This window comes from Rhodococcus sp. BH4 (assembly GCF_002079265.1).
GTDB lineage: Bacteria > Actinomycetota > Actinomycetes > Mycobacteriales > Mycobacteriaceae > Rhodococcus_F > Rhodococcus_F qingshengii.
The window spans coordinates 1,258,743-1,282,505 of the sequence record NZ_CP014941.1 but is presented as its reverse complement, the minus strand read 5'-3'; the positions used below and the strand labels follow the sequence as shown (position 1 = coordinate 1,282,505).

Here is a 23,763-nt window from a genome sequence, read left to right as displayed (position 1 = left end):
AGATCAAGTCCGCTTTCAGCAGCCCGCTTTTCAGTAACCTTGCTCTGCAGGCTTGTGCTCGGTTGTGTAGCGGTAGAAGTCCGCTAGTTGGAGTTCGCCGGCAGCTGCCTCGTCGACTATGACGGTCACGTGTGGATGCAGCTGCAGCACCGACGCCGGGCAGAATGCCGAGACCGGACCTTCGACCGCGGCCCGGACGGCGGGCGCTTTGCGGGCGCCGTCCGCGATCAGGACGAGATGCCTTGCATCACTGATGGTTCCGAGCCCTTGCGTGATCACATGATGCGGTACGTCGGCTGGGTCTGCGAAGAACCGTGCATTGTCGGCGCGGGTCCTCTCGGTCAAGGTCTTCACTCGGGTGCGCGATGCAAGCGAGGAGGAGGGCTCGTTGAAACCGATGTGTCCGTTCAGGCCGATGCCGAGGATCTGCACGTCGATGGGACCGTTTTCGGCGATGGCAGCGTCGTAACGCCGGGCAGCGTCACTGGGATCCGCGGCCCCGCCGTCGGGGCTGAACACTCGCGCATTGTCGATGTCGAGGTGATCCACGAGTTCCGTGCGGATGGTGTGCGCGTAGGACTGCGGCTGATCGGACGTGAGACCTACATACTCGTCGAGAAGATACGCGCTCATCGCCGCGAACGACACTCCCGATTCTCGATGCCTCTTGATCAGCTCTCGATACGTGTGCAGCGGTGACGATCCGGTCGCGAGGCCGAGCGTCCGCGCTCCGTTTTCGATTGCGCCGCAAACGATATCGGCAGCGATTCGCCCGCCGTCCTCCGGACTGGGAACTATGACGATTTCCATTCAGACTTCCTCACTGCTCTTGCCGGCTCCGACGATGGCCTCACGTACCGAACCCGAAGCGCGGTCCAACAGTTCGGTTGCTTCGGCGAAGTCGCATTCGGCCAACAACATGACGACCGCTGCCTTCACATGACCATCGGCATTGTCGATGGTCTCCGCAGCGATCTCGGTATCGACTCCGGTGGCTGCCGCGACGATCCGGTTCGCACGATCGACAAGCTTGGCATTGGTCGGCCGAAGATCGACCATCAGATTGTGGAATGCCTTCCCGGAGCGAACCATACTCGCCGTGGAGAGCATGTTGCACACCATCTTCTGCGCAGTTCCGGCCTTGAGCCTCGTCGATCCGGTGAGGATTTCGGGGCCGGTCTCCACTTCGATGGCCACGCCGGCGTGAGAACTCATTGCCGCGTTCCGGTTGCACGAGACTGCCACTGTTGCAGCGCCGAGTTCGCGGGCGTGATCGAGTCCCCCGATGACGTAGGGGGTACGACCGCTGGCAGCCAGACCCACCACGACGTCGTTGGCGTTCAACGAGATTGCGTCGAGATCGACCCCAGCCGCTCGCGGATCGTCCTCTGCCCCCTCGACGGCGTTCAGAAACGCTCCAGGGCCACCGGCGATGATGCCGATCACCTCGCCCGGATCGGTCCCGAACGTCGGAGGGCATTCCACCGCGTCGAGAACTCCCAGACGCCCACTTGTCCCCGCTCCCAGGTAGATCAGTCGACCACCTTGTGCTCGGGCCGCGACGATCAAGTCGACTGCGGCTTCGATGGCGGGTAGTACCGCTGCCACCGCGCCGGCCACGATTGCGTCCTGTTGATTCATCACCGTCAGCAGACCCGACACCGACATGACATCGAGATCGCGGGTCAGAGGGTTGGGTCTCTCGGTGGAGAGCATTTCCAATTGCATTGTGGCGAGTCCTCCTCGATCGATATTCATTACGACGACTCCTCGTCAGTACTCACAGCGACGACTCCTCGTCAGTGCCGCTTCGAAGCAATGGCATCATGGCTTCGTTGCAGAGCAGAGAGTGCGCTGGGCAGCGAGTGCGCCACCATCGCAAAAATTGTGTCGACTACCAACAGCTGACCGGTGCGGCTTGCCATCGCAGCCGATCGGAAACCGAATTCTCTACCGGCAGTGAGCAGAACGTGATGTGACTGCACGGCGAGCGTCGATCGTGCCCCTCCGGTGATCGCAGCCGTCGACGCCCCGGTTCGACGCGCAAGGGCAAGTGGTTCCACGACATCCGAAGTCTCACCCGAATGTGAGATCCCCACTGCGATGTCGTCCGGTCCGAGCAAGCTGGCGCTGACCATGGCCGCGTCTCGGTCGAGATGAACCCGGCAGTTGACGTCGATGCGAGAGAGCTTCAACGTGAGGTCTTGCGCGACGATGCCAGAGGCGCCGATGCCGTAGACCTCGACGCGGCGGGCGGATCGAATCCGGGACACAACTTCTTCGAGCGCAGCAGGATCTGTCAATTGCGCCGTGCCCTTGAGTTGTTCGGATTCGAACTCGGCGAGCTTGGCCATCACCTCACCGGCCGAGTCGGCAGCAACGATGTCCACACCGAGCGGAATCGTGTTCTCTGTACCGGACCCGCTGATCGCCGCCAGCGCGAGACGAAGCTGTGGATAACCCTCGAAACCGAGTCGTTTGGCTGTGCGGACCACTGTCGCCGTGCTTGTCGACGCTCGTTCGGCGAGGTCGTTGACCGTCAGGGTGGAGGCCAGACTGGGGTCGGCTTCGATGATTTCGGCGATCCGCAGCTCGGCAGGCGAGAGGCTACTCAGTGATGCACGAATACGAGCAAGCAGGTCGACGGACGCCGGAGCACTCCGGTCCAAAGTCATAACGCCTCGATTCGCATCGTTTTCGGAGCTGACGGCACCGATGTGATTCTAGGCAGCCCACGGCTTCCTGGCGTCAGAGATCCGAGCACACTGGCGTGACGCGCACCGGTGCACGAAGCAATGCTTCCAGGCAATCCGTGTGCGGTGAGATAGCCGAGAACCGCGAAAGCCAATGCTTCCTTGATGTCGGAAGTGACGCCGAGCTCGTCCGAAGAGACAAGCGCGATGTCGCCCAGTTCGTCACGGAGCATCGCCATCAACGTCGGGTTCTTGGTGCCACCGCCTGACACCACCACTTCGGTAGCCGCCAGCGCTTTGACGGAATCGGCGACGGTCCGGGCGGTCAGTGCAGTCAGTGTCGCGACGATGTCGGCCAGAGACAAGGATTCGTAGCCCCGCAGTGCGGCGAGTAGGTAGTCCCGATGGAACAATTCCTTGCCTGTGCTCTTGGGAGCGGGCTGCGCGTAATACGGTTCGCTCAGTAGTTGTGCGAGCAGATCGACGTTCGGTGTGCCGGCTGCGCCCAGAGCACCTCCGAGATCGAACCACTGCTCCCCCGCGGTGAATTCGCTTACCGCAGCGTCGATCAACGCATTTGCGGGGCCGGTGTCGAAGGCAATCGGTACTGCGGCACCTTCTGCCGTCGATGTCGGGGCGCCTCCCGGAGCAGTGACGTTCGCGATGCCACCGAGATTGAGCGCGACGGAACCCGAAGTTCTTCCGTTGAGCCACAATACGTCGAACGCACTGACCAGTGGTGCACCCTGACCACCCGTCGCCACGTCGCGAGAGCGCAGGTCCGACACGACCGTGCATCCGGTCTTCTCGGCTATCCAGGCCGGCTGCCCGAGCTGAAGAGTGCCCTTTACTTGCGCTCCTTCGACCCAGTGGAACATCGTCTGACCATGTGAGGAGATCAATTCCGCACTGCCACCGCACAGTTCCTCGTTCGCCCGCGCAGCCACGGCCGCAAATGCCTGTCCGATCTCGGTGTCGAGTTGGCAGATCTGACCGACAGTGGTGGACGCCGGCGGTACCGCAGCCGCCACCGCAGCCCGCAACTCACCGGAATACGGTTCGCTGACCATGCCCAGTGGGGTGAGCACAAGAGTGTCCCCGTCGATCCGGATGTCTGCTGCGGCAGCATCGATAGCGTCGTACGAAGTACCGGACATCAGACCGATGACTCTCATGAAATATCCCTTACTCGCATCGTTTCGGCATTCGGAAGAACTGCGGTCAGTCGACGAGTGCCCGCTTGTGGGCATTCCCTCGCAAGGTACTCAAGGCGATCGCGCTGACGGCGCACGTTGCCATCACGAAGTAGGCCGGAATATCGAGATTGGAAGTTTCCTTGATCAGCCACGTGATGATCAAACCGGCGCAGCCCGAAAAGACCGCGTTGGACAGGGAGTATGCGAGTCCCAATCCGGTGTACCGAACCGAGGTGGGGAACATCTCGGAGAGCATGGCGGGTCCGGGTCCGGCAACAAGTCCCACTGCGGCGCCGGCGGCAAACACTGCAAATCCCTTGGCTGTCAAAGACGTCTGCTCGTTCTGCAGGACGTTGAGCAGCGGCAGAGCCAAGACCAGAATTATCACGGTGCCGGTGAGCATGACCGCGCGTCGTCCGATGCGATCGCTGAGTCCACCCGCGATCGGAATGGTCACCGCGAAGCCCGCATTGGCAAGCACGGAAGCAACAAGTGCCTGATGGAAAGTCGCGTTGAGCGAACTCTGAAGATAAGTCGGCATCACGACGAGGAACGTGTAACCGGCAGCAGACCACCCCATCAACCGCCCGATTCCGAGCAGAATCGCCCTGGCCGTCTCTCCGACAGTCGGCTGCACTACCGGCGCCGGCGCATCAGCTGTCGGTTCGGACTGGACTGATCGAGCACGCTCGAACGACGGCGTTTCTTCGAGCCGGAGCCTGAGCCACAGGGCAACCAGCCCCATCGGCAGTGCAAGGAGGAACGGGATACGCCAGCCCCAGTCACCGAGCTGTGACGGGTCGAGGACAGTGGCGAGGAGTGCTGCGATACCCGCACCGGCGAGCAGTCCGAGTGCGACGGTGAACGACTGCCACGAGCCGTACAGCCCACGTCGTCCGGGCGGAGCGAACTCGGTCATCACCGACACCGCACCGCCGAACTCACCACCGGCCGACAATCCCTGCAGAATTCGAAGGACCGTCAAGAGAAGCGGTGCCAGAATTCCGACGCTCTCGTAGGTGGGGAGCACACCGATCAGGGTCGTCGCAGCCGACATCAGCAGAAGAACGATCACCAGGGTGGGACGTCGGCCGATGCGGTCACCGAGTCGACCGAACAGCGCGGCCCCCACTGGGCGGAAGAAAAACGCCAACGCAAACGACGCATACGTCTTGATCAGGCTTTCGAGGTCGCCGGAACCGTCGGCGCTGAAGAAGTTCGACGCGATGATTGTCGCGAAGAACCCGTACACACCGAACTCGTACCACTCGATGAAATTTCCGACGGAGCCGGCGACGAGCGCCCTGCGCCGTTTGAGCTGCGCACCATCGTTCCGTGTCTGCACTGTGATGCCCATGCCGTCCTCCGTTGACGAAACCCGAATATGCAACAAAGTTTCATCTGAACGGAGTAGAAATGTCAAGAAGTTTCACGATTGGATTTTTGCTACGCCCGGAAGCCTTATGCTCCCGCGAACGTGAATGCCTCCGCCCGTTCGAACTGGTCAGTGGAGTCACCGGAATAGACGGTGCTCTCGTTCGGTCCGAGTCCGAGCTTTCGGACGGGTGTCCCTTCCGCGAGATCCATCGACGCCACGTCCACCCAGAAGGTATTGGGCGTCATCGCCGACTCGAAGAAATAGAGCGTGCGTTTGTGATCGACGACGGTGCGCCAACGGGTCGATGAGATGTTGGGCTCATCGGGAGTCGAAATTCCCAGGGGCACCGACACATTCCGAATAACACTGAAGGTGGACGCCAACGCCGCCCGCGGATCGTCCGTCTGCGGTATCGCATCGACATAGAACGACGCCCGAGCGAATCTGTCAGCGGCACGGTTTGTTCCGGGCAGCATAACGGTCCCGTTGATCTGCTTCCAGTACTCGTTGACGGCGAGTTGCTGATCGAAGATCGGCGAATTGGTCATCACCTGGTACTCACGGCTGTGATGAATCGTCGGGCGTCCACCGACGTACTCGATGATCGCACTGTCTCCCCCGGCGTCCGAGAGCGACATGTGCAGCGTTGCGAGGCGGTCTTCGCCGGGAACGGCAGCGGTCACTACCGTGAACGGTTCCGACGCGAGCACTTCGACCGCTTCCTGAACTGTCGCAAAGCGATCCAGGACGTATTGCGCCCACGCCGCGATCGACAATCCCGGGGTCGAACCGTCATACGTCGGGTACTCGGACTCGACCAACCACAAGAGATTGGCAGACAGTCCAGCCTCGTTGACCCCGTCGGTCGTGCACATGTCGTAGGCCGTCGCGACAACACTTCCGTATTTCGACGTCCACTGTATCGAGTTCGGACCTGCGCAGCCCCCTCTGGTCATGCCGCGCGGGAAAGCCCAGAGGTTTGTTCCGAGGTCGACCTTCCAATCCATCGATCGAGCAGTGATCACAGTGTCGTTGGGCCCCAAGTAGACCAAGCGTGTACACATCGAAAACTATCCCTTCGTTACGGCGTGACGATATTGAAACTGGGATCGAAGGTATCGAGCAACCCTCCCAGCGTCTCGAGCGCTGATTCGTCTCCGTCGAGCGAAATCTTCCCGGCCTTGGCCAGTTCGGCGGCCGCGCCCGGTTGCAGAAGCGCTCCCACGAGTGCCGCTTTCGGGCCCGAGACCGTCAGTTGTGTGTTCGGTGACGCTCCCTTACGTGCATTGAGGACACCGCGCTTGACCCACGCAGTCCATGCCTCGTCGCCGCGATCGGTGAACACGAAATCGATCCGCAGTTCCGCGTCGGTGGCCTTGTCGCCGATGAGATGTATTGCAACGAAGTCGAAGAGGATGTCGATGGGCATCGCGAGGACACTGTCCTGACTTGCCGTGACGTACGGGGCAGGCTGGGCGCCCTCGCGTAGTTCCAATGCGGCCGAGAGATAGATCCCACGCCACTGCGGCCCTTCGGCTTGATAGCCCATCTGCTCGTAGACGTCGGCTTGCAGGTTCCTCGCTTCGGCGTTCTCCGGTTGCGCGAACACCAACTTGTGCAGGATCTCTGCCGCCCATCGGTAGTCCGCGGCGTCGAATGCCCGCTTACCCTCGTCCAGGATCTTCTGCGCGCCAAGGAGATCGACGAACCTCTTCGCCGATTCGACCGGCGGATGAGGATGAAGCGACACCGGATCGCCGTCCCACATTCCCAGTTCCTTGGTGTACACGGCGCGAACGTCGTGGTGCAGAGTGCCGTGATATCCGCGGTTGTACCACTTGCGCCCGAGTTCGTCCGGTAGTTCGATCACCTCGGCAGCTTCGAGCGGCGTGTACCCCTTGTTCGCGAGACGGAGTGCCTGGTCGTGAATGTACTTGTAAGTGTCCCTTTGCGATTCGATGAACGGCACCAGGTTCTCGTTACCCCACACCGGCCACGTGTGCGGTCCGTAGTGAACAGCCGCGTCGTCTCCCCACCGCTCGAGAGTCTCGTCCAGATACCGCGCGAAGTTCCGAGCGTCGCGAGTGCGCGCACCTCTTAAGGTCTGGATGTTGTGGAGCGAATGATTGGCATTCTCCGCACAGGTCAGCGCGGCGAGTTCGGGGATCCAGATGTGCATTTCCTCCGGGGCCTCGGTATCCGGCGCGTAGAGGAACTCGAATTCCAGACCGGCTATCTCACGCTTCGTTCCGGTCTCCGTGATGCTGTCAGTGGGGGAAATATACGAGACAAGTGGACCTTTCGTGCTGATCGTGCCGATGCCGCAGGTAACCATCCCTTTGGCATCGAGATCGAGCAATCCACCGAAGGCGTAGAAGGACCGTCTCGCCATGGCATTTCCGGCGACGACGTTTTCCCCGATCGCGAACTTGTCGAACGACGCGATCGTGCCCGGTGCGATGATCGGAACTCGCCCGGACGTCACGTCGTCCAGATCGACGATCCCTTTGACTCCGCCGTAGTGGTCGATGTGGGTGTGCGTGTAGATGATCGCCGAAACTGGCTTGTCGCTGACGTGCTCACGAATCATCTTCATACCCTGGCGCGCCGATTCGACCCCCGCCATACAGTCGATGACGATCAGTCCCTCGCCACCTTCGACAACCGTCAAATTTGCCAGGTCGTTGTTCCGTACCTGGTAAAGGCGATCCGTCACCTGATACAGACCACCTCGGCGCATCAGTTGTCCTTGACGCCACAGGCTCGGATTGACTGTCTCCGGCGCGGCAACATCGTCACCGAGGTATGCCATCGCATCGGGATCGAAGACCGTATGCCCGTCATCGGCGACAACCTTGCCCGGCAACGGAGCGATCAATCCTCGATCCGCGTCGGCAAAATCCTGCCGGTCGTCCATGGCATACCGTGCGACTGCCTCGCGATTCGCCGTGACTGTGGCCGGTGTTGCGTCCTTAGGTGTCTGGCACATGGCACTCCCCGCTCGGATACGACGATCTGATACCCCATCATCTGTATCGGTTGGGCACGCGCTTGGAATCACCCGCGCAGGGTGAAGCTCGCACGAACACGCGAGGTGATCAGCCGGGGAGTTCCTCGGAATTCCGAGATGCGAGTGCAATCACCAGGACCGCGATCCCACATCCGGCAACCAGGATCCATCCCGACCTCGATGCCTGCGCGACATCCACCGATGCACTGCCGCCGATAATGCCACCGGCCAGCGCAACACCGAGAGCAGCACCGAATTGGCGTGCACTGGAGGTTATTCCACCAGCAAGCCCCGCCTGCGATCTCGGCAACCCGTTGACGGCGGTGTTGGTGATCGGGGCATTCGAGAACCCGAATCCGATACCGAGGAACAGGTAAGCGGCCAAGAGCATCGGAATCGCCGTATTGTTGTCGAGCGAGACCAGGCACAGCCCACCGAGTGTCGTGAAGCTACCAGCAATGAGAAGCGGCCGCCGCGGGCCGAAGCGTCCGACGAGTATTCCGGACAACGGCGCGCAGACCGTTGCCGCAACAGCCATCGGAAGGGTGATCGCGCCGGCCAGTGCCGGACTCATTCCGCGGGAGTGCTGCAAGTAGAACGTGCCGAGCAGTAGCGTCGCGTTCAACGCTACGAACACCACGACAGCGCCGACCACAGCCGACGAGAACGGTCTGCGGCGGAAGAGTGCGAGATCCATCAGTGGCTCGCGCTTGCGTGATTCGACGCGGATGAATGCGGCCAACGCTGCAGCAACAACGACATACCCTGCCGTCGCCGCGGCAGAGAACCATCCGATTCGCGGACCCTCGATCAGAAGGGCAACCGCCCCGCCGACAAGAATCACCAGTAGCAACTGACCGGGAAGATCGAGTCGTCGCGACTGCTGCGCTCGGGACTCCGGAACAAACACAGCAGTCAAGACGAGCACGGCCAAGATCACCGGCACGTTGATCCAGAAAACCGATCGCCAGCCGAAACTTTCGATGAGCACGCCGCCGACGATCGGCCCTGCCGCCATACTCAGGCCGAAGACCGCGGCCCACACCCCGATTGCCTTGGCCCGCTCCTTCGGGTCGGTCATCACGTTGACGACGATCGCCAAGGCAACCGGACTGAGCATCGACCCGCCGACGCCTTGGACGATCCGCGCCGCGATCAACATCTCGACGGACGGAGCGAGCGCGCAGGCAATCGACGCCACCCCGAAGACGACGAGCCCGATCTGAAAGACTCGTCTCCTGCCGAAACGATCGGCCACTGCTCCGGACGAGATCAGCAAGCTCGCCAGGACGAGTGTGTATGCGTTGACGACCCATTCCAGACCACGGGTTCCGACGCGAAATCCCTCACCGATCGTCGGCAGGGCCACGTTGACGATGGTGGTGTCCAACCCGACGACGAACAGGCTCGTGCAGCAGATCGCCAGGATGCCCCATCGCCGCCCTGCATCGAGTCCGATCACTTGCGGTTCGATCCCGCTCGAAGGTTTCATGGTCGGACTCCATCTCTCGAAGTGCTCTGCCGTACTCGACTGTCGAAAGGATCGTTGCTCTCCAGCGTCCGAAGCCGGTAGAAATTTTGCGGAAACTGCAAAGATGGACAGCATGGATGCTGAATTCGAGCAGTTGATCACCGATATCGGACCGAGACTGCGCACGCTCCGACGCGATCGCGGATTGACCCTCGAGGGCCTGTCCGAAGCCACCGGCATCTCCGTCAGCGCACTCTCACGCCTCGAATCGGGTAAGCGTCGTCCCACCCTCGATCTGCTGTTGCCGCTTGCCCGAGCGCACCGGGTCGCGCTGGACCAACTCGTCGGCGCCCCCGCTACGGGCGATCCTCGGGTCCATCTCACCCCGAGCCGACGCAAGAACGGCAGTGCCGTCGTTCCGTTGACGCGCTATCCCGGCCGAGTGCAGGTCTTCAAGCAGGTGATCGGGCCGCGTCCACCGAAGCTCGTCACCCACGCCGGCTACGAATGGCTCTACGTCCTCGCCGGGGATCTGCGTCTCATCCTGGGGGCGAACGAGGTTGTCCTGCACCCCGGGGAAGTCGCGGAGTTCGACACTGCCGAGCCCCATTGGTTCGGGCCTGCCGATGAACAGGTGGTGGAGATCTTGCACCTGTTCGGCCCGCAAGGCGAGAAGGCACACGTGCGCACGAAGGTAAAGCACGCTCCTGCCTAAAGCGTGTTTATCGAAAGCTAGTTCACTGCATGTGTTTTCAGTCGGTTCGACAACGTATGAGCATACTCGAGGAGTCGCGTTCCCAACTCGGCATGACGCGCGGGCCGGAAGCGTGTTTCCACTCCGGTCAGGCTCAGCGCCCAGGCCGGGCGACCGTTGCGATCGAACACCGCGGCACCCATCCCCCAGCTTCCCTCGACGATGAGGGCTGGATTGACCGCGTACCCGGTGACACGCGTCGACTCGATTCGCTCACGGATCGATGTCTCACTGTGGATCTCACCCCATTCCGAATCCAGATTCACCCGGGCGAAATAGTCGTCGACGTCCCGCGTCGGTAAATGGCTCAAGATGGCAAGCCCCGCCGACGCGACCCCCAACGGGAACCGCTTCCCCTCGTGCAGCACGTGAGATCGCAGTGGAAAACTACCTTCCTGACTCAGGATGCAGACGGTCTCGTCACCTCGGCGTGCCGACAGGAAGGCGCTCTCCCCCGTGACCCGGGCAAGTTCGTCGACGACGTCGCGAGCCCGGTCGGTGATGTCGTACCGATTTCCGGCCGCCGCCCCCAGGAGGTACAACTCCGGGCCGAGAGACCATCGACCGGTTCGTGCGTCACGGTCGACCAGTCCTTCGGCAGCCAGGGACGTGAGCAGTCGGTGCGCAGTGGGCCGAGCGAGGCCGGTGACCTTGCCCAATTCCGTGGTGGAAGTGCCCGTTGGTTCGGACGCGCCGAGGGCTCGCAGAAGTGCAGCCACCCGCGCGACCATGGCCGGCGATTGCCCGTGAGTTGGCATGCAGCCATCCTAGCGTCCATTCAATGAACGAAATTCCTTCAGACGATCAGTAGTCGATCAGTTCTCGGTTGATGTTCGAGATTCCTTGAACCTGTGAACTGGAGATAGTTCACTAGATATCGAAGTGAGTGAGTGTCTACTCAATGAACGCTTGGCAGGGAGAGAACATGACAGCAAAGGTGTACGAGTCCGCAGCGGAGGCGGTCGCCGACATCGTCGACGGCGCAACGCTGGCCGTCGGCGGATTCGGCTTGTGCGGCATCCCCGACGTGTTGATCGACGCGATCGCAGCTACGAGTGCAACCGACCTCGAGGTGTTCTCCAACAACTGCGGCGTCGACGATCACGGTCTCGGAATCTTGCTGAGCGCCGGACGTATCCGACGGGTGACCGCGTCGTACGTCGGTGAGAACAAGGAGTTCGCCCGGCAGTACCTGGCCGGCGAACTCGAAGTGGAACTGACGCCGCAGGGCACGCTCGCCGAGCGTCTGCGCGCCGGCGGAACCGGAATCCCCGCATTCTTCACACCGGCCGGAGTGGGTAGCCCCATCTCCGACGGCGGAATGCCATGGCGCTACGACGCCGACGGCTCGATCGCTATTGCATCGCCTCCGAAGGAGACTCGCGTCTTCGGAACCAAGCGTTACGTGATGGAAGAGGCGATCAACGCCGACTACGCACTCGTGCACGCCGTTCTCGGTGACACCGACGGCAACCTGGTGTTCGACAAGACCGCGATGAACTTCAACCCGCTCGCCGCGATGGCGGGACGGGTCACCATCGCGCAGGTGGAACGTCTGGTCGAGCCCGGTGAAATCGACCCGGCATCGGTGCACCTGCCCGGAGTCTTCGTGCAGAGAATTGTGCACACCGGCCCTCAGAACAAGCGAATCGAAAAGCGAACCGTCAGCGCTTCGGAAGGAACCTCACGATGACCGCACCAGTGACAGTGACGGGTTGGACGCGCCAGCAGATGGCAGCGCGGGCGGCTGCAGAGATGATCGACGGGGAGTACGTCAATCTCGGAATCGGCCTTCCCACACTGATTCCCGGATACCTGGGCTCGGACGTTCGTGTGGTCCTGCACTCGGAGAACGGAATTCTCGGCACCGGACCGTATCCCACCGAGGACCACGTCGATCCTGACCTCATCAACGCCGGCAAAGAGACCGTGACCGTCAATCCCGGTGCAGCATATTTTGATTCGGCCCTCTCGTTCGGGATGATCCGCGGCGGCCACATCGACACCGCAGTCCTCGGCGGTATGCAGGTGTCGAAGACGGGCGACCTCGCAAACTGGATGGTCCCCGGGAAGATGGTCAAGGGCATGGGCGGCGCGATGGACCTGGTCCACGGAGCCCGACGCGTCATCGTCGTCATGGAGCACAACGACCGCGACGGCAACCCCAAGATCGTTGACGCCTGCACCCTGCCGCTCACCGGCCAGGGCGTGGTGAATCGGATCATCACCAACCTCGCCGTCATCGACGTGAGCGAAGAAGGTCCACTCGTCCTGCGTGAACTCGCCCCCGATGTCAGCGTCGAAGACGTAGTCGCCGCAACCGGCACCGAACTGAAAGTTGAACTGGCATGACCGACACGACCACTGTGATTGTTGCGGGAGCTCGTACCCCGATGGGTCGACTCCTCGGATCGTTGAAAGACCTCTCCGGGTCCGACCTCGGCGGCATCGCCATCAAAGGCGCCCTCGACAAGTCCTCAGTCGCCCCCGAACAGGTCGACTACGTCATCATGGGACAGGTCCTCACCGCCGGCGCCGGCCAGATGCCCGCCCGCCAAGCCGCCGTCGCCGCCGGCATCCCCATGAACGTCCCCGCCCTGAGCATCAACAAAGTGTGCCTCTCCGGCATCGACGCCATCGCCCTCGCCGACCAACTCATCCGCGCCGGCGAATTCGACATCGTCGTCGCCGGCGGGCAGGAATCGATGTCCCGCGCACCCCACATGCTCGAAAAAAGCCGCGAAGGCTTCAAATACGGCGACGTCACCCTCCGCGACCACATGGCCTACGACGGCCTCCACGACATCTTCACCGACCAGGCCATGGGCCTGCTCACCGAACAGGTCAACCAACAAGAAACCGCCCACATCACCCGCGCCGAGCAGGACGCCTTCGCCGCCGCCTCACACCAGAACGCGGCCCGCGCCTGGAAAGACGGCCTCTTCGACAACGAAGTCGTCCCCGTCTCCATCCCCCAACGCAAGGGCGAGCCCATCGTCTTCGCCCAGGACGAAGGCATCCGCGCCGACACCACCACCGAATCCCTCGGCAAACTGCGTCCCGCGTTCAGCAAGGACGGCACCATCACCGCCGGCTCCGCCTCCCCGATCTCCGACGGCGCCGCCGCCGTGATCGTGATGAGCAAAACCAAAGCCGAAGAACTCGGCCTGACCTGGATCGCGGAAATCGGCGCCCACGGCGTCGTCGCCGGACCCGACTCCACCCTCCAGTCCCAACCCGCCCGGGCCATCGCCAAAGCCTGCGCGAAGGAAGGCATCGACCCCACCGACCTCGACCTCGTCGAAATCAACGAAGCATTCGCCGCCGTCGGGATCGCCTCCACCCGCGAACTCGGCCTCGACCCCGCCAAGGTCAACGTCAACGGCGGCGCCATCGCCGTCGGCCACCCCCTCGGCATGTCCGGCGCCCGCATCGCCCTGCACCTCGCCCTCGAACTGCAACGCCGCGGCGGTGGCATCGGCGCAGCCGCACTCTGCGGCGGCGGCGGACAAGGCGACGCACTCATCGTCCGCGTCCCCAAGGCGTAATTACTTCCTGCTGACCAGACAGGTCGCCGAGCCCTCATCATGCTCGGCGACCTGTCTGTTTCGTGCCGGAGGTTATTGGTGATCGAGCGTCGTCGAGCGGTTACGCAGCAACGTCTCGATCTCCGATCGCCGGTACCTCCGATGCCCGCCAAGCGTTCTCAGAGTGCCGACTTTGCCCTCCCTCGCCCATCTGGACACCGTGGTCCTGTCGACGTGGAACAGTGCTGCAACCTGTTTGGTCGTCAGCCACTCGTCGACAGGTGCTGTGTGCTCTTCTTCTCGGCTCATTGGCAGTCATTCGTAGCTGCCGACTGAATGGATGGGTCCGACGATGAATTGGCAACCCCTGGCGTGCTGTGAAAGACTCGCTGCAAAACTTTACTATTCCTTGGGGAAATAATGTCGAAGTCGGTAACTCTGATCCGTTCCACGTCACTCTCTTCGGTGGCTGAATATGCCTATGCAGCAACGGCTCCCGCCGATGCACGGCTGATCTTCCTGGCCGGATCCTGTCCTCTGAACGCGGACGGCTCTACTGCCGCCATCGGTGACTACGCAGGACAGGCAGCCAAGGCCGTCGACAACCTGAGAACAGCTCTCTCGGACGCGGGCGCGTCCATCACCGACGTGATCAACACCCGCGTCCTGGTGGCGTCGAGCAATCAAGCCGACCTGGTTGCGGCGTGGGAGGTAGTCCGCGACGCGTTCGGTGATCACGACGCCCCGAGCACTCTGATGGGTGTGACCGTTCTCGGTTACGACGATCAACTGGTCGAGATCGAGGCAATCGCGGCCGTCGTCGACTGAACTCGAACCGAACCGGGCGTCCCTACCGAGGATCTTCATGAGCAAGGGCCTGGTAGCCCTTTGCCCCCGCACGATCCACTGCGGCTCGCACAACAGCGAAGATGGCTCCCTGCAGGGCTGCGGCGATCAGGACTTCCTTGCTCGACCTGCTCAAGTCTTTGGGCTCGGGCGCATTCTTGTCGTCACCGATGCGCTTCCACACCTGCTGGAAGACAGCGCCGGCCAAGATGCCGCCCAGGACGCTGGTCGCCAGTGAGAGTGGCTTGTACATCGCTTTCGATACTGCGCTCATTGCGCGGATCCTCCGTGGTTCGATACGTACCGCCTGAGCGGCTGACCGACTCTCATTACCCCGCAGGCGAGTTGTCGAAACATTGCACCGACTGTCATCCAGCTGACGGCAGCGCAGCTACCACCCGTGCGGCCTCGCCCGAAGGCCACTCGTGACCACCGCCCCTCAAGACCCTCGTATCGGTCTTGGCAGGCGCTGGGACGTGCAAATGAGCCGTCCACACAGCCGCCAGTCGTTCCCGTTGCGTCGACAGGCTGCCGGATCCGCGCGCACGAACCCGATCAACGTCTCTCGGTCTGCCGGTAACGGGGTAACACCGACACCGATGCACCAATCCGCGAATAACGACCACCGCGCTCGATGACGTGCAGCCCGCCCATCCGTTCGAGTTCGCCGTGATCGTGCACGACATACGGTGTCCGCCGCGGTCCCTCCGCGATACGTGTGCAGCGTGTCTTGCTTGGAGCCCTTAACCTGTCCTTCGCCGCGGACCAACGACTCCCTTATCCAAATGCCCCGTTCACCGGCGGATGGAGAGACAACTATGGGGTAGGGACCGGCCGTCGCACTGTTCGACAGTGCTGCACACCGGAATCCCTCGCCTGAGCGAGTCTCCCAACAGCAACGCCGAGCCGAGGAGCACACGATGAACGCCGCTGACGACATCACCGACAACAACATGTCCTCGACCGCGTTGCACACAACGCAGAGGGCAAGGGAGCCATGCTCGTTGCGTTCGCCGACGACTCCACACTTCCGGTCCCCGTGTCCTCGTTGAGGGTATCCTCGAGGTGTCGAACCCTGAAGGTCGCCGCGGACCTTCGACGGTGCTGTCGCGGCCGATTGGATCGCCGGCGCGGGCGCTGATTGGCACGTCGCTGTGGCCCCTACTGCCGCGAGATCGCGGCCTGAACCCTCACCTCTGAGTGGCTGCAGGTGCCGCCGGAACGACAGCCCACCCCCGGCGATGTTCCGGGTGCGGCTTTTTGTTTGCAGTCACCATCGCGCCGATTCAGCCAAATCAGAGAAGTTCGCGTGCCTGCAATTGCTAACCGGCCACCTCAGCGCCTTCGCCAGCAGATTTCTAGCGAACGAGAACTCCGAGGCAATCCATTGCGGCGACACTGGATCTACTCCGCTCTCGCGTGTTTGTCACAGCGTCCGCCCTAGATGACTTCCACGGCCTTTGACATCTCGACGATTGGGCCCGGCGATGAGCCTAGTACTTGCTAACCGGCTGTTCTGCGGGTCTTACAGGCGGTCTCGGAAAGCTCATCTGCCCATAAATGTCATCTGAACAACCGATACCAAATTCCGCAATCCACAGATACCGTCCCATCCGGGTGTGTCGTCAGCAGTTCCTTGTTTCGTGAGCACCTGACCACGTGACCAACACTTCCAGCGAGGGACATACTTTGATGCGTGCCAGGTTGCTTGAATCCATCCGAAGTCGGAGCCTTCTACTGATAGTCGTCGCGGTTCTCGTCGCGTTCGGATTAACAACAATTCCAGATGCAAGTCGTGCGATCGCTGATCCCGCACCAACTGAACCACTTAGACAAGCCAAAGTGGTCGTTGCCGGCCACTCTCACTCATGCGCGTTGATGGTGGGCGGTACCGTCAAATGCTGGGGAAGCAACGATAAGGGGCAGGTAGGCGACGGAACCCGCATAACCCCGCGATCGACCCCGGTGGACGTGGTGGGGATTTCCGGCGCCACCGCACTCACTGCAGGAGGGAATCAGACGTGTGCCGTAGTGACAGGTGGATCTGTCAAATGCTGGGGAGACAACACCTACGGGGTAAACGACCCTAGCGACGGAGTGGGAATACCCACGCCCGTGAGCGTGGTCGGGGTTTCCGGCGCCACTGCAGTGTCTGCCGGCTGGCAACACGTGTGTGCGGTGGTGGTACGCGGCTCTGTCAAATGCTGGGGAAACAACAACAGTGCGCAGCTAGGAGACGGCGCTCTGCACACCGGAGGACCAATACCAGTGGACGTGGTGGGGATTTCCGGCGCCACCGCCGTGTCTGGTGGCAATTACCACACCTGTGCTCTGGTGGCAGGGGGCGCCGTCAAGTGCTGGGGACGTAACAACGAAGGACAACTAGGAGACGGGAATCCTGGGGGGATAGGAATTCTTCACCCCACACCAGTGGATGTGGCGGGGATTTCCGGGGCCACCGCACTCGCGGCCGGAGGGGTTAAAACGTGCGCGGTGGTGGTAGGTGGCACCGTCAAGTGCTGGGGACTCTACGTCGAAGGGCGCCTATCAGACGGCATCGACGACATTCGACCGAAACCGGTGATTGTGGGAATCTCCACTGCCACAGCAGTGTCGGTGAGTGAATACAACGGGTGTGCGGTGGTGGCGGGCGGAGCCGTCAAATGCTGGGGGGATAACGGCAGCGGGCAACTAGGAGCCGGCACCGACGTTCCTCATCAACCCGCACCGGTGAGCGTGGTTGGAATCGCCGGTGTTGAGGCAGTGTCGACAGGCTCCCAACACTCGTGCGTGGTGGTGGCGGGTGGCGAAATCAAATGCTGGGGAAGCAACCAGTACAGGCAGTTGGGAGACGGAACCGACATCAACCGATCCACGCCGACAACAGTCCTCTTCGGTTCATGCAAACCGATCAACTATCTCGGTGTCCGGGGATCCAGCGAAGCACCACAAGGAGTGACTCCGTCATCGTCTACCTACCCAGTCGGTACTACCAACAACGGCATGGGCGAACCTATCGCTGCCCAGTACAGCGCATTGCGATCGATTCTGCAAAGACTGGGCAAAGCCAACGACCTACGCGGCGTCGGCATCGTCTACCCAGCAATACCTGTCCCAGACTACGCTGCCAACGACCTTGCATACCTGGAATCTCTATGGGCAGGCGCCGAAAGCCTGCGCAATGAACTCGCGACGATCAATGAGAACTGCAACGGGAAATCCACCAAAATTGTCTTGGCTGGATACTCGCAGGGCGCGGACGTAATCAATACCGCCGCAGCAGCTGTCCAACGGGAGCGCAACACCACCGACTTCAAAAATGTTGTCTCAATCGTCTACTACGGCAATCCCAGCCGGATCGGCGGACAACTTCACGAACTGAGCGACACCAAAGGGCTCGGGATACGACGGATCGCGGGAGCCGCCGTCGACCCTGAAACCGACAGCTGGATCAACAATGGGAACAACAAATCGAGATTCACCTCGATCTGCGCCAGCCTCGACCTTGTGTGCGACGCCTCCGACAACCTGCTTCTAGGCACCACGTTGGTCGTGGTCGGGGGAGGTGGGGTTCTCAGTCCTCTTGGGGCAGCTAACGCAGCCGAAATCGGGTACAACCAGCACACCACATATCAAACGACATCAATGAACTGCACGGTCCGCGGTATAGGCGTTCTCCGCTTGACCACAACGACATGCGGAGCCACAGAGATCGTCCGGAAACTGGGATACGTGGTCCCGCGCGGCACCTTCGACGCCTTCGGCGGATGGGAATGGCTGGAACTCAAGCCGGGCAGCCAGGCGACGGGCGTTTTGACCGGAGTCGCGGGTATGGCGTACAACCTGACCATCGAATCGGACCCAGTCGAGATCGGTACCGTCGTCGCTGACAGCAACGGGCTAGCAGCATTCGAGTTCACCGTCCCCGCATCGCTCGTAGATGGCGATCATCACCTCATCGCCACCAATAGCGATGGCCAACGCTTCATCGTGCCGATTCGTATCTCGGCGACCGCCCCCGATGAGTCCGGTGACGTCATCGTGATCAGCGAAATTGATCTCACTTCACCAACGCCGACTGATCCGGAGCCGCCGATTACGACAGGCCCACCGTCGCCTGGAAGCTCAGGATCCTCTGGGAGCAGCGTGTTCGGCTCCTAACGGAATAAAACACGCCGTCGGAGCCTCACCGCGGAGTGGCACGTTAGGGCTGCGGCCTTTCTGGATTGGCCCCGCCGCACATAGCCGACCGTCGCGTGCAATGGGTGCGCCCGCTGTTTCCCGCCGGTGGCGTAAGTGCTGCCCGGTCAGCCGGCCGCGCCCCTTTTTACCGACGAAACGGGGCGGTGTCCCGCATAGCTGTTCGGGACACCGCCCCATTCCCGCGATAGCGAGAGCTGTGCGACAGTCGAAGTGGCGACAGGGGAGGTTCGGAATCGTTGACGGATCCATAGTTGGAACCGTAGCGGTGCCCTCTGTCCTCATCGGCATCGTCAGTGGAGCCAGTTCGCGATCCCCCACGCATCGAGGTTCCACACCAGATGCCCGATAATCGACGGCCACAGCGATCGTGTCGCCAGCGCCAGCGGGTAGAACAATGCACCAAAGGTGCACCCGAGGAGCACATTCCAGGCGCCTTGATTGCCGTGGTGGTAGCCGAATGCGACGGTGGAGAGCAGACCGCCGCCAACGATCGAGACGACCGTCAGCGCGTGTCTACTGATCCGGCTCTCGACACTGTCACGGAGTTGCCAAAGCAGCAGTCCGGGGCCACGGAACAGGACCTCTTCCCAGATCACACCAGATGCGATCGACACAATCACCAGACCTGTGGGGAGGCCGCTGTACCAGTTGATGCGGTCGGTGGAAACGATCGCCGGTGTGATCGATGTGGCAGAACGCAACAGAGGATCCAGGACCCGTAACCAGACGAAGACGAGGACGACGGGAGCAACAATGCCCAGCAGCAACGGCTCGACGGGACGGTGGGCGGTCCAGATGGACCGCGGGAAGCTGAATCCAGACGAGAGCAACACAGTACGCATCGATGTACGACGGTCGGCCTTTTCAAAGTAGTTGACCAGCAACATGATTCCTGGAACCATGATGGCTCCGTACGTTGCACCAGCTATGACTTTCGGTAGGGCGATCGGTTGCGTAAGGCCTTCAAAGACTAAGTACGCAGCGACGACGACCACGAGCATCGTGAAGGCCGCGTAGGCCGCGACTCGGACCGGACCGAGGCGGAAGGGAATCGCAGGTGCCGATGCTGGCGTTCGTGTCATACCGACATTCGACCAGCACTCCTCGTGATTGCGGAAGCAACACGCCAGCACCGAAACGGGTGGAGTGCTCAGTGGACGCGGAGTCGAATTAGGCCCCGATCGAGCTATCGAGGCCTACTGAGCCAGGTCAGATCGAACACAAACTGAACATGTGCAATGCGGACCGAGCAACCGCGTGAGGATCGTTGAGGTCAACGGGCCACTCCCCCCACCCTCTGCTCCTCATTTCGGGAGCAGTCGGTCAAATAAAACACGACAAAGCCGCCTTCTCTGGTGGTGACCCCGGCAACTCGGGCCCGCAAGTGATCGGCGTTCCTCACAAGGAGTCCGTTCACGAGCAGCGACATTTCATCCTGGTCGATCCTCATTTGTTTGTCGTAGTCCGAATCCGACCGCACCGAGGCATTCGCAATGTTGACTATTTCAGTCCGATTCGCTTCGCTGAACGGAAAGTGAACCGCGTCGGAGTCGTAGAGCAGCGACTGCAAGGTTGCAGTGCCGTCGACTACCACCGGATTCGACGTACGAAGGACGTGTTCGGGTGGGCCGACCACGGTCAGCAGCGTTTCGGGCCGGAGATACACAGTCACCAGTGACTCTTCTGCCTCGTCCAGTAGGTCAAGTTCGGTGGACCGCCTGTCGATCGCCTTAATCGCCTTCACGGTCAACGTGGTGCCACCGTCGGCGGTGAGGCACGAAGACGACTGTCGCACGTTGTGTTCCACGGGTTTGCCACTTCTCGAGCCGGGTAGGATCGTCTTAGCGAAAGAAGGTTGTGTAAGTCATGGAAAACTACAGAATCGAACTACCGGACGGTACAACGGTGATGGAAGATTTCGTCTCGGATCGCGCCGCAATCGCATACGCGGTCGATCTGAATCACGGTTGTAGCGAGAAAGTCTCGGTATTCCGTATCACCGCCGAGGGAGAAACCATCCCGACTCGGATGTGTCCCAAGCCGAATCCTGGTTCTCGGCGTCGCGCGCGAAGCGTCCGATAGAAGCCGGTCAAGAAGCGTCGAGGCGCGGAAAGAGCGTCTCCCTTGCAAGCAGCAGCAAGGCCGCAGCGACCGGAATCGCCAGCAACGCACCGACAATACCGAGCAACGCTCCACCCAACAGAACCGCGACAACGGTCACCAGTGCCGGGACCGCCACCGTCTTCCCGATGATCTTCGGAACGAGCAGGTAGTCCTCGAGCAGACGTAACGCAATGAAGAACGCAACTGTCGCCAATGCCGTTGGGACAGAGACTGTCAGGGAGACCAGGGCGACGACAACCCCTGCGATCGTGGAACCGACTATCGGGATCAGATCGAGCAGAGCGACCAGCAGCGCCAGGATCAACGGATACGGCACGTCGAAGATCAACAACCACGCGAAGGTGCACACTGCGGTGATCACGGAGATCAGAACATTGCCGAGGACGTACCCACCCACACCTGCCAGTATCTGATCACCGATGGCGATTGCTCGTGGCCGCCGCGAATGTGGCACCAGCCGATACAGATTCGTGCGGATTCGTGGGTAGTCGATCAAGAAGTACGTCGTCAGTACAGCAACGATTCCAGCGTCGGCGACTGCGCTGAACACCGCCCGCCCCGCTCCGAGCAAACCCGTCGCGAGCGCAGACCCCGAACCGTCCAGTTGGGTGGTGAGGTGCTCCTCGAGGTGATACTTCTCGTCGAGGTCGCTGACGATCGGATACCGGTGACGAATGTGTGTCAGAAGTTCGGGAGCGTGTGATGCGAACTGACGTCCCTGCTCGACCAGCGGGGTGATCGCAGCAACCAGAAACAGCGCCAACATCACTGCAATTCCGAGGAGTACCACAGTGACTGCGATCCAGCGTCGGAAATGTCTCCGCTCCAGCCAGACGATCATCGGTTCGATGCCCACCGCGAGAAACAGCGCGACCACGATCAGGATCAGCATGCCTCGCGCCGCCAGGAGCACTTCGATCACCGCGTACGTCACGGCAACACCGGCCGCCGCGCTCAGACCGATGAAGAACGGTGAACGACGATCGAATCTCGGCCCCGGTTCGCCCAGCGGCCGGACGGGAGTCGCCAATGCTGCGGCTTCACGTTCGGCTTCCGCCATCGGATCTGCCGCTTTGACTTCACTGTCGGAGTCCGGTGAGGTGTCCGCGGAACTGGGATCCATTCAAGCCACCTCACGATCCGCGCGACTTCCCGGCACGGGAGTGAGTACCCGTGCCGTGGCCGGATCAACCTCGAGGCTTCTCCGCTCCGCTTCGGGTCAGCGCGAGACCGGTTCCTACCACTCCGATGATCGACACAGCGATGGCGATGCTGGGCCAACCGTCGCTCTGCCAGTAGACGTCGTCGAGAGTGATCAGTAACGCAGCCTCGTCGACGATGAGCCCGAGTGCGATGCCCAACGCGATGCCCATCCATGTTCTTGCGCGAGGGCTTCGGTCTACGAGTCCGAAGATCGCCACCCCGGCCAACAGCAGAATTCCCCATAAATAGTGATGCAGATGAGTGCCACCGGCGCTGATGTCGCCGACGTCTCTGGTGTCGATCTGGATCAACCACGTCACCAGACGTGCTCCGCCGAACGTCAACGTGAAGGCCACCCACGCCAACACCAAACCGCGGCGCGATTCGTCAACCTGATTCCATCTGCGAGGGAATCTGAATCGCTCGGCAGATTTCTCTTCGTCATGGTCTCGAGAAAGCATCCTTCATGTTTACCCGATGCCGCTCAGATCGATAATTTGGGGTAGAGAGACCGAAAACCAGTTGGAGCACAAAAAGCGGTACCCGATCTCCGAAGAGATCGGGTACCGCCTTCTCAGCTACTCGCGCAGTATTGATCAATACCAGACTTTTCGTCCGCCCACTGCGCGCCCGGTAGCACCGAGGATGGACAAAACTGCACCTACGACGACCAAGATGATGCCGACGGTGGTCAGAATGCTCAACCCCGTGAAAAAGCCGATCAACGCCAGAATAATGCCGAGAACAATCATGTGAGAACCTCATCCGGTATGCGTATCAAAATGATCTACTCAACTGACGCTACTACAGAAACTTCACAATCGATAAATCCGATAAATACATTCATAAATGCGAAACTCGTATTACTACCCAATAGTGTCACCGTTAAAACATCAGCCTTTCTCTTATCTCTACGTCACAGTTCCACGTCCTCGATCTTCGCCTCGACCGCCGGCGTGATGTGGCTCAACACGCAGCACCAACGACCGTCTCGCCGCGCGAACACGTCGGTGGTCCACTCGTCGGCGTCGTATTGTCTGCCGCCGTAGTGCGCGGTATTGACGATCCGCGTAGTGAACAGTGCGACGTCACCGAAGAAACGCACGCGAGCGCTCCCGACGCGGTCCATCGCCGAATGAGTCAAGTCGCCCGAGGCCACGAAGCCCAGGAACTCCGCTTTGGTCGACACTCCGGATTCCGAGACGATCACCCAGTCGTCTGCCATGAAATCGCCGATCCGTTCGGCGTCGTTCGAGCACATCGCGACGTTCCACTCGTCTGCGACAGCGACCAATGCCGCACTCTCCTGATCCGACATGTCTTCTCCCTCTACCGTCGTCACCCTCGGCGGGTGATGC

Annotated in this window: 24 protein-coding genes; 7 read left to right on the top strand and 17 right to left on the bottom strand. The window is 61.3% G+C overall.

Features of this window, described 5'->3' with window-relative positions:
• Positions 1-30 precede the first annotated feature (30 nt).
• The 8 genes from nagB to A0W34_RS05885 all read right to left on the bottom strand — a co-directional run bounded on the left by nagB (position 31) and on the right by A0W34_RS05885 (position 9,769).
• Positions 31-810, bottom strand: coding sequence for a glucosamine-6-phosphate deaminase (nagB, locus tag A0W34_RS05920; protein ID WP_003941456.1), 780 nt, complete (start codon positions 808-810; stop codon positions 31-33).
• Positions 811-1,728, bottom strand: coding sequence for an N-acetylmuramic acid 6-phosphate etherase (murQ, locus tag A0W34_RS05915; protein WP_039972677.1), 918 nt, complete (start codon positions 1,726-1,728; stop codon positions 811-813). It lies immediately after the preceding gene.
• Positions 1,729-1,799: 71 nt separating this feature from the next.
• Positions 1,800-2,675 carry a MurR/RpiR family transcriptional regulator gene (locus A0W34_RS05910; protein ID WP_003941452.1) on the bottom strand — a complete coding sequence of 292 codons (876 nt, stop codon included), beginning with the start codon at positions 2,673-2,675 and terminating at the stop codon, positions 1,800-1,802.
• Positions 2,672-3,868 carry an anhydro-N-acetylmuramic acid kinase gene (locus A0W34_RS05905; protein ID WP_075832423.1) on the bottom strand — a complete coding sequence of 399 codons (1,197 nt, stop codon included), beginning with the start codon at positions 3,866-3,868 and terminating at the stop codon, positions 2,672-2,674. Before A0W34_RS05905 ends, A0W34_RS05910 begins: the two co-directional genes overlap by 4 nt.
• Before the next feature lie 46 nt (positions 3,869-3,914).
• Complete coding sequence (locus A0W34_RS05900) at positions 3,915-5,246, bottom strand: MFS transporter (RefSeq protein ID WP_042452397.1); 1,332 nt, start codon at positions 5,244-5,246, stop codon at positions 3,915-3,917.
• Positions 5,247-5,350: 104 nt separating this feature from the next.
• Positions 5,351-6,331 carry a linear amide C-N hydrolase gene (locus tag A0W34_RS05895; protein ID WP_081557465.1) on the bottom strand — a complete coding sequence of 327 codons (981 nt, stop codon included), beginning with the start codon at positions 6,329-6,331 and terminating at the stop codon, positions 5,351-5,353.
• Between the two features lie 17 nt (positions 6,332-6,348).
• On the bottom strand, positions 6,349-8,256 hold the full coding sequence (locus A0W34_RS05890) for an alkyl/aryl-sulfatase (protein WP_081557464.1): 1,908 nt from the start codon (positions 8,254-8,256) through the stop codon (positions 6,349-6,351).
• A gap of 109 nt (positions 8,257-8,365) precedes the next feature.
• Positions 8,366-9,769, bottom strand: coding sequence for an MFS transporter (locus tag A0W34_RS05885; protein ID WP_064075790.1), 1,404 nt, complete (start codon positions 9,767-9,769; stop codon positions 8,366-8,368).
• A 112-nt stretch (positions 9,770-9,881) separates the two neighbouring features.
• On the opposite strand from A0W34_RS05885, the gene A0W34_RS05880 reads away from it, so the two are divergent.
• Entirely contained in the window at positions 9,882-10,463 is a 582-nt protein-coding gene (locus tag A0W34_RS05880) for a helix-turn-helix domain-containing protein (protein WP_064689456.1), read from the top strand.
• Between the two features lie 17 nt (positions 10,464-10,480).
• Here the strand turns inward: A0W34_RS05880 and A0W34_RS05875 are convergent, their stop codons facing one another.
• Complete coding sequence (locus A0W34_RS05875) at positions 10,481-11,260, bottom strand: IclR family transcriptional regulator (RefSeq protein WP_081557463.1); 780 nt, start codon at positions 11,258-11,260, stop codon at positions 10,481-10,483.
• Positions 11,261-11,427: 167 nt separating this feature from the next.
• On the opposite strand from A0W34_RS05875, the gene A0W34_RS05870 reads away from it, so the two are divergent.
• The 3 genes from A0W34_RS05870 to A0W34_RS05860 are packed head-to-tail and all read left to right on the top strand — an operon-like array spanning position 11,428 to position 14,050.
• On the top strand, positions 11,428-12,195 hold the full coding sequence (locus A0W34_RS05870; RefSeq protein WP_172403426.1) for a CoA transferase subunit A: 768 nt from the start codon (positions 11,428-11,430) through the stop codon (positions 12,193-12,195).
• Positions 12,192-12,854: a 3-oxoacid CoA-transferase subunit B gene (locus A0W34_RS05865; RefSeq protein WP_075832417.1), complete on the top strand. Its 663-nt coding sequence runs from the start codon at positions 12,192-12,194 to the stop codon at positions 12,852-12,854. The genes A0W34_RS05870 and A0W34_RS05865 overlap by 4 nt, the downstream gene beginning before the upstream one ends.
• The gene (locus tag A0W34_RS05860) at positions 12,851-14,050 is read left to right on the top strand and encodes an acetyl-CoA C-acetyltransferase (protein ID WP_065456052.1); all 1,200 of its coding nucleotides are present in this window, start codon (positions 12,851-12,853) and stop codon (positions 14,048-14,050) included. Before A0W34_RS05865 ends, A0W34_RS05860 begins: the two co-directional genes overlap by 4 nt.
• A 72-nt stretch (positions 14,051-14,122) precedes the next feature.
• Here A0W34_RS05860 and A0W34_RS05855 read toward each other — a convergent pair whose 3' ends face one another.
• Entirely contained in the window at positions 14,123-14,338 is a 216-nt protein-coding gene (locus A0W34_RS05855; RefSeq protein WP_003945782.1) for a BldC family transcriptional regulator, read from the bottom strand.
• A 111-nt stretch (positions 14,339-14,449) separates the two neighbouring features.
• Between A0W34_RS05855 and A0W34_RS05850 the strand changes: the two genes are divergently transcribed.
• Entirely contained in the window at positions 14,450-14,857 is a 408-nt protein-coding gene (locus tag A0W34_RS05850; RefSeq protein WP_047269303.1) for a RidA family protein, read from the top strand.
• 22 nt (positions 14,858-14,879) lie between these two features.
• Here the strand turns inward: A0W34_RS05850 and A0W34_RS05845 are convergent, their stop codons facing one another.
• Entirely contained in the window at positions 14,880-15,149 is a 270-nt protein-coding gene (locus A0W34_RS05845) for a DUF4235 domain-containing protein (protein ID WP_007734706.1), read from the bottom strand.
• Between the two features lie 1,418 nt (positions 15,150-16,567).
• On the opposite strand from A0W34_RS05845, the gene A0W34_RS05840 reads away from it, so the two are divergent.
• Entirely contained in the window at positions 16,568-19,036 is a 2,469-nt protein-coding gene (locus A0W34_RS05840) for an RCC1 domain-containing protein (protein ID WP_332316121.1), read from the top strand.
• Positions 19,037-19,368: 332 nt separating this feature from the next.
• Here the strand turns inward: A0W34_RS05840 and A0W34_RS05835 are convergent, their stop codons facing one another.
• Both A0W34_RS05835 and A0W34_RS05830 read right to left on the bottom strand, forming a co-directional pair.
• Positions 19,369-20,160 (bottom strand): CPBP family intramembrane glutamic endopeptidase, encoded by a 792-nt coding sequence (locus tag A0W34_RS05835; protein WP_081557461.1) that lies wholly within the window; start codon positions 20,158-20,160, stop codon positions 19,369-19,371.
• A 191-nt stretch (positions 20,161-20,351) separates the two neighbouring features.
• Positions 20,352-20,873: a hypothetical protein gene (locus A0W34_RS05830; protein ID WP_156511690.1), complete on the bottom strand. Its 522-nt coding sequence runs from the start codon at positions 20,871-20,873 to the stop codon at positions 20,352-20,354.
• 71 nt (positions 20,874-20,944) lie between these two features.
• Here A0W34_RS05830 and A0W34_RS05825 point away from each other — a divergent pair, with 71 nt between their 5' ends.
• Positions 20,945-21,160, top strand: a complete 216-nt coding sequence (locus tag A0W34_RS05825) for a hypothetical protein (RefSeq protein ID WP_003945874.1) — start codon at positions 20,945-20,947, stop codon at positions 21,158-21,160.
• Positions 21,161-21,167: 7 nt separating this feature from the next.
• On the opposite strand, the gene A0W34_RS05820 is transcribed toward A0W34_RS05825, so the two are convergent.
• The 4 genes from A0W34_RS05820 to A0W34_RS05810 form a co-directional block, all read right to left on the bottom strand.
• Positions 21,168-22,325 carry an AI-2E family transporter gene (locus tag A0W34_RS05820; RefSeq protein ID WP_081557460.1) on the bottom strand — a complete coding sequence of 386 codons (1,158 nt, stop codon included), beginning with the start codon at positions 22,323-22,325 and terminating at the stop codon, positions 21,168-21,170.
• Positions 22,326-22,389: 64 nt separating this feature from the next.
• The gene (locus A0W34_RS05815; protein WP_003945539.1) at positions 22,390-22,866 is read right to left on the bottom strand and encodes a hypothetical protein; all 477 of its coding nucleotides are present in this window, start codon (positions 22,864-22,866) and stop codon (positions 22,390-22,392) included.
• A 135-nt stretch (positions 22,867-23,001) separates the two neighbouring features.
• Complete coding sequence (locus A0W34_RS33135; RefSeq protein ID WP_003945564.1) at positions 23,002-23,157, bottom strand: DUF6131 family protein; 156 nt, start codon at positions 23,155-23,157, stop codon at positions 23,002-23,004.
• 164 nt (positions 23,158-23,321) lie between these two features.
• Complete coding sequence (locus A0W34_RS05810) at positions 23,322-23,723, bottom strand: nuclear transport factor 2 family protein (protein WP_007734703.1); 402 nt, start codon at positions 23,721-23,723, stop codon at positions 23,322-23,324.
• Positions 23,724-23,763 lie beyond the last annotated feature (40 nt).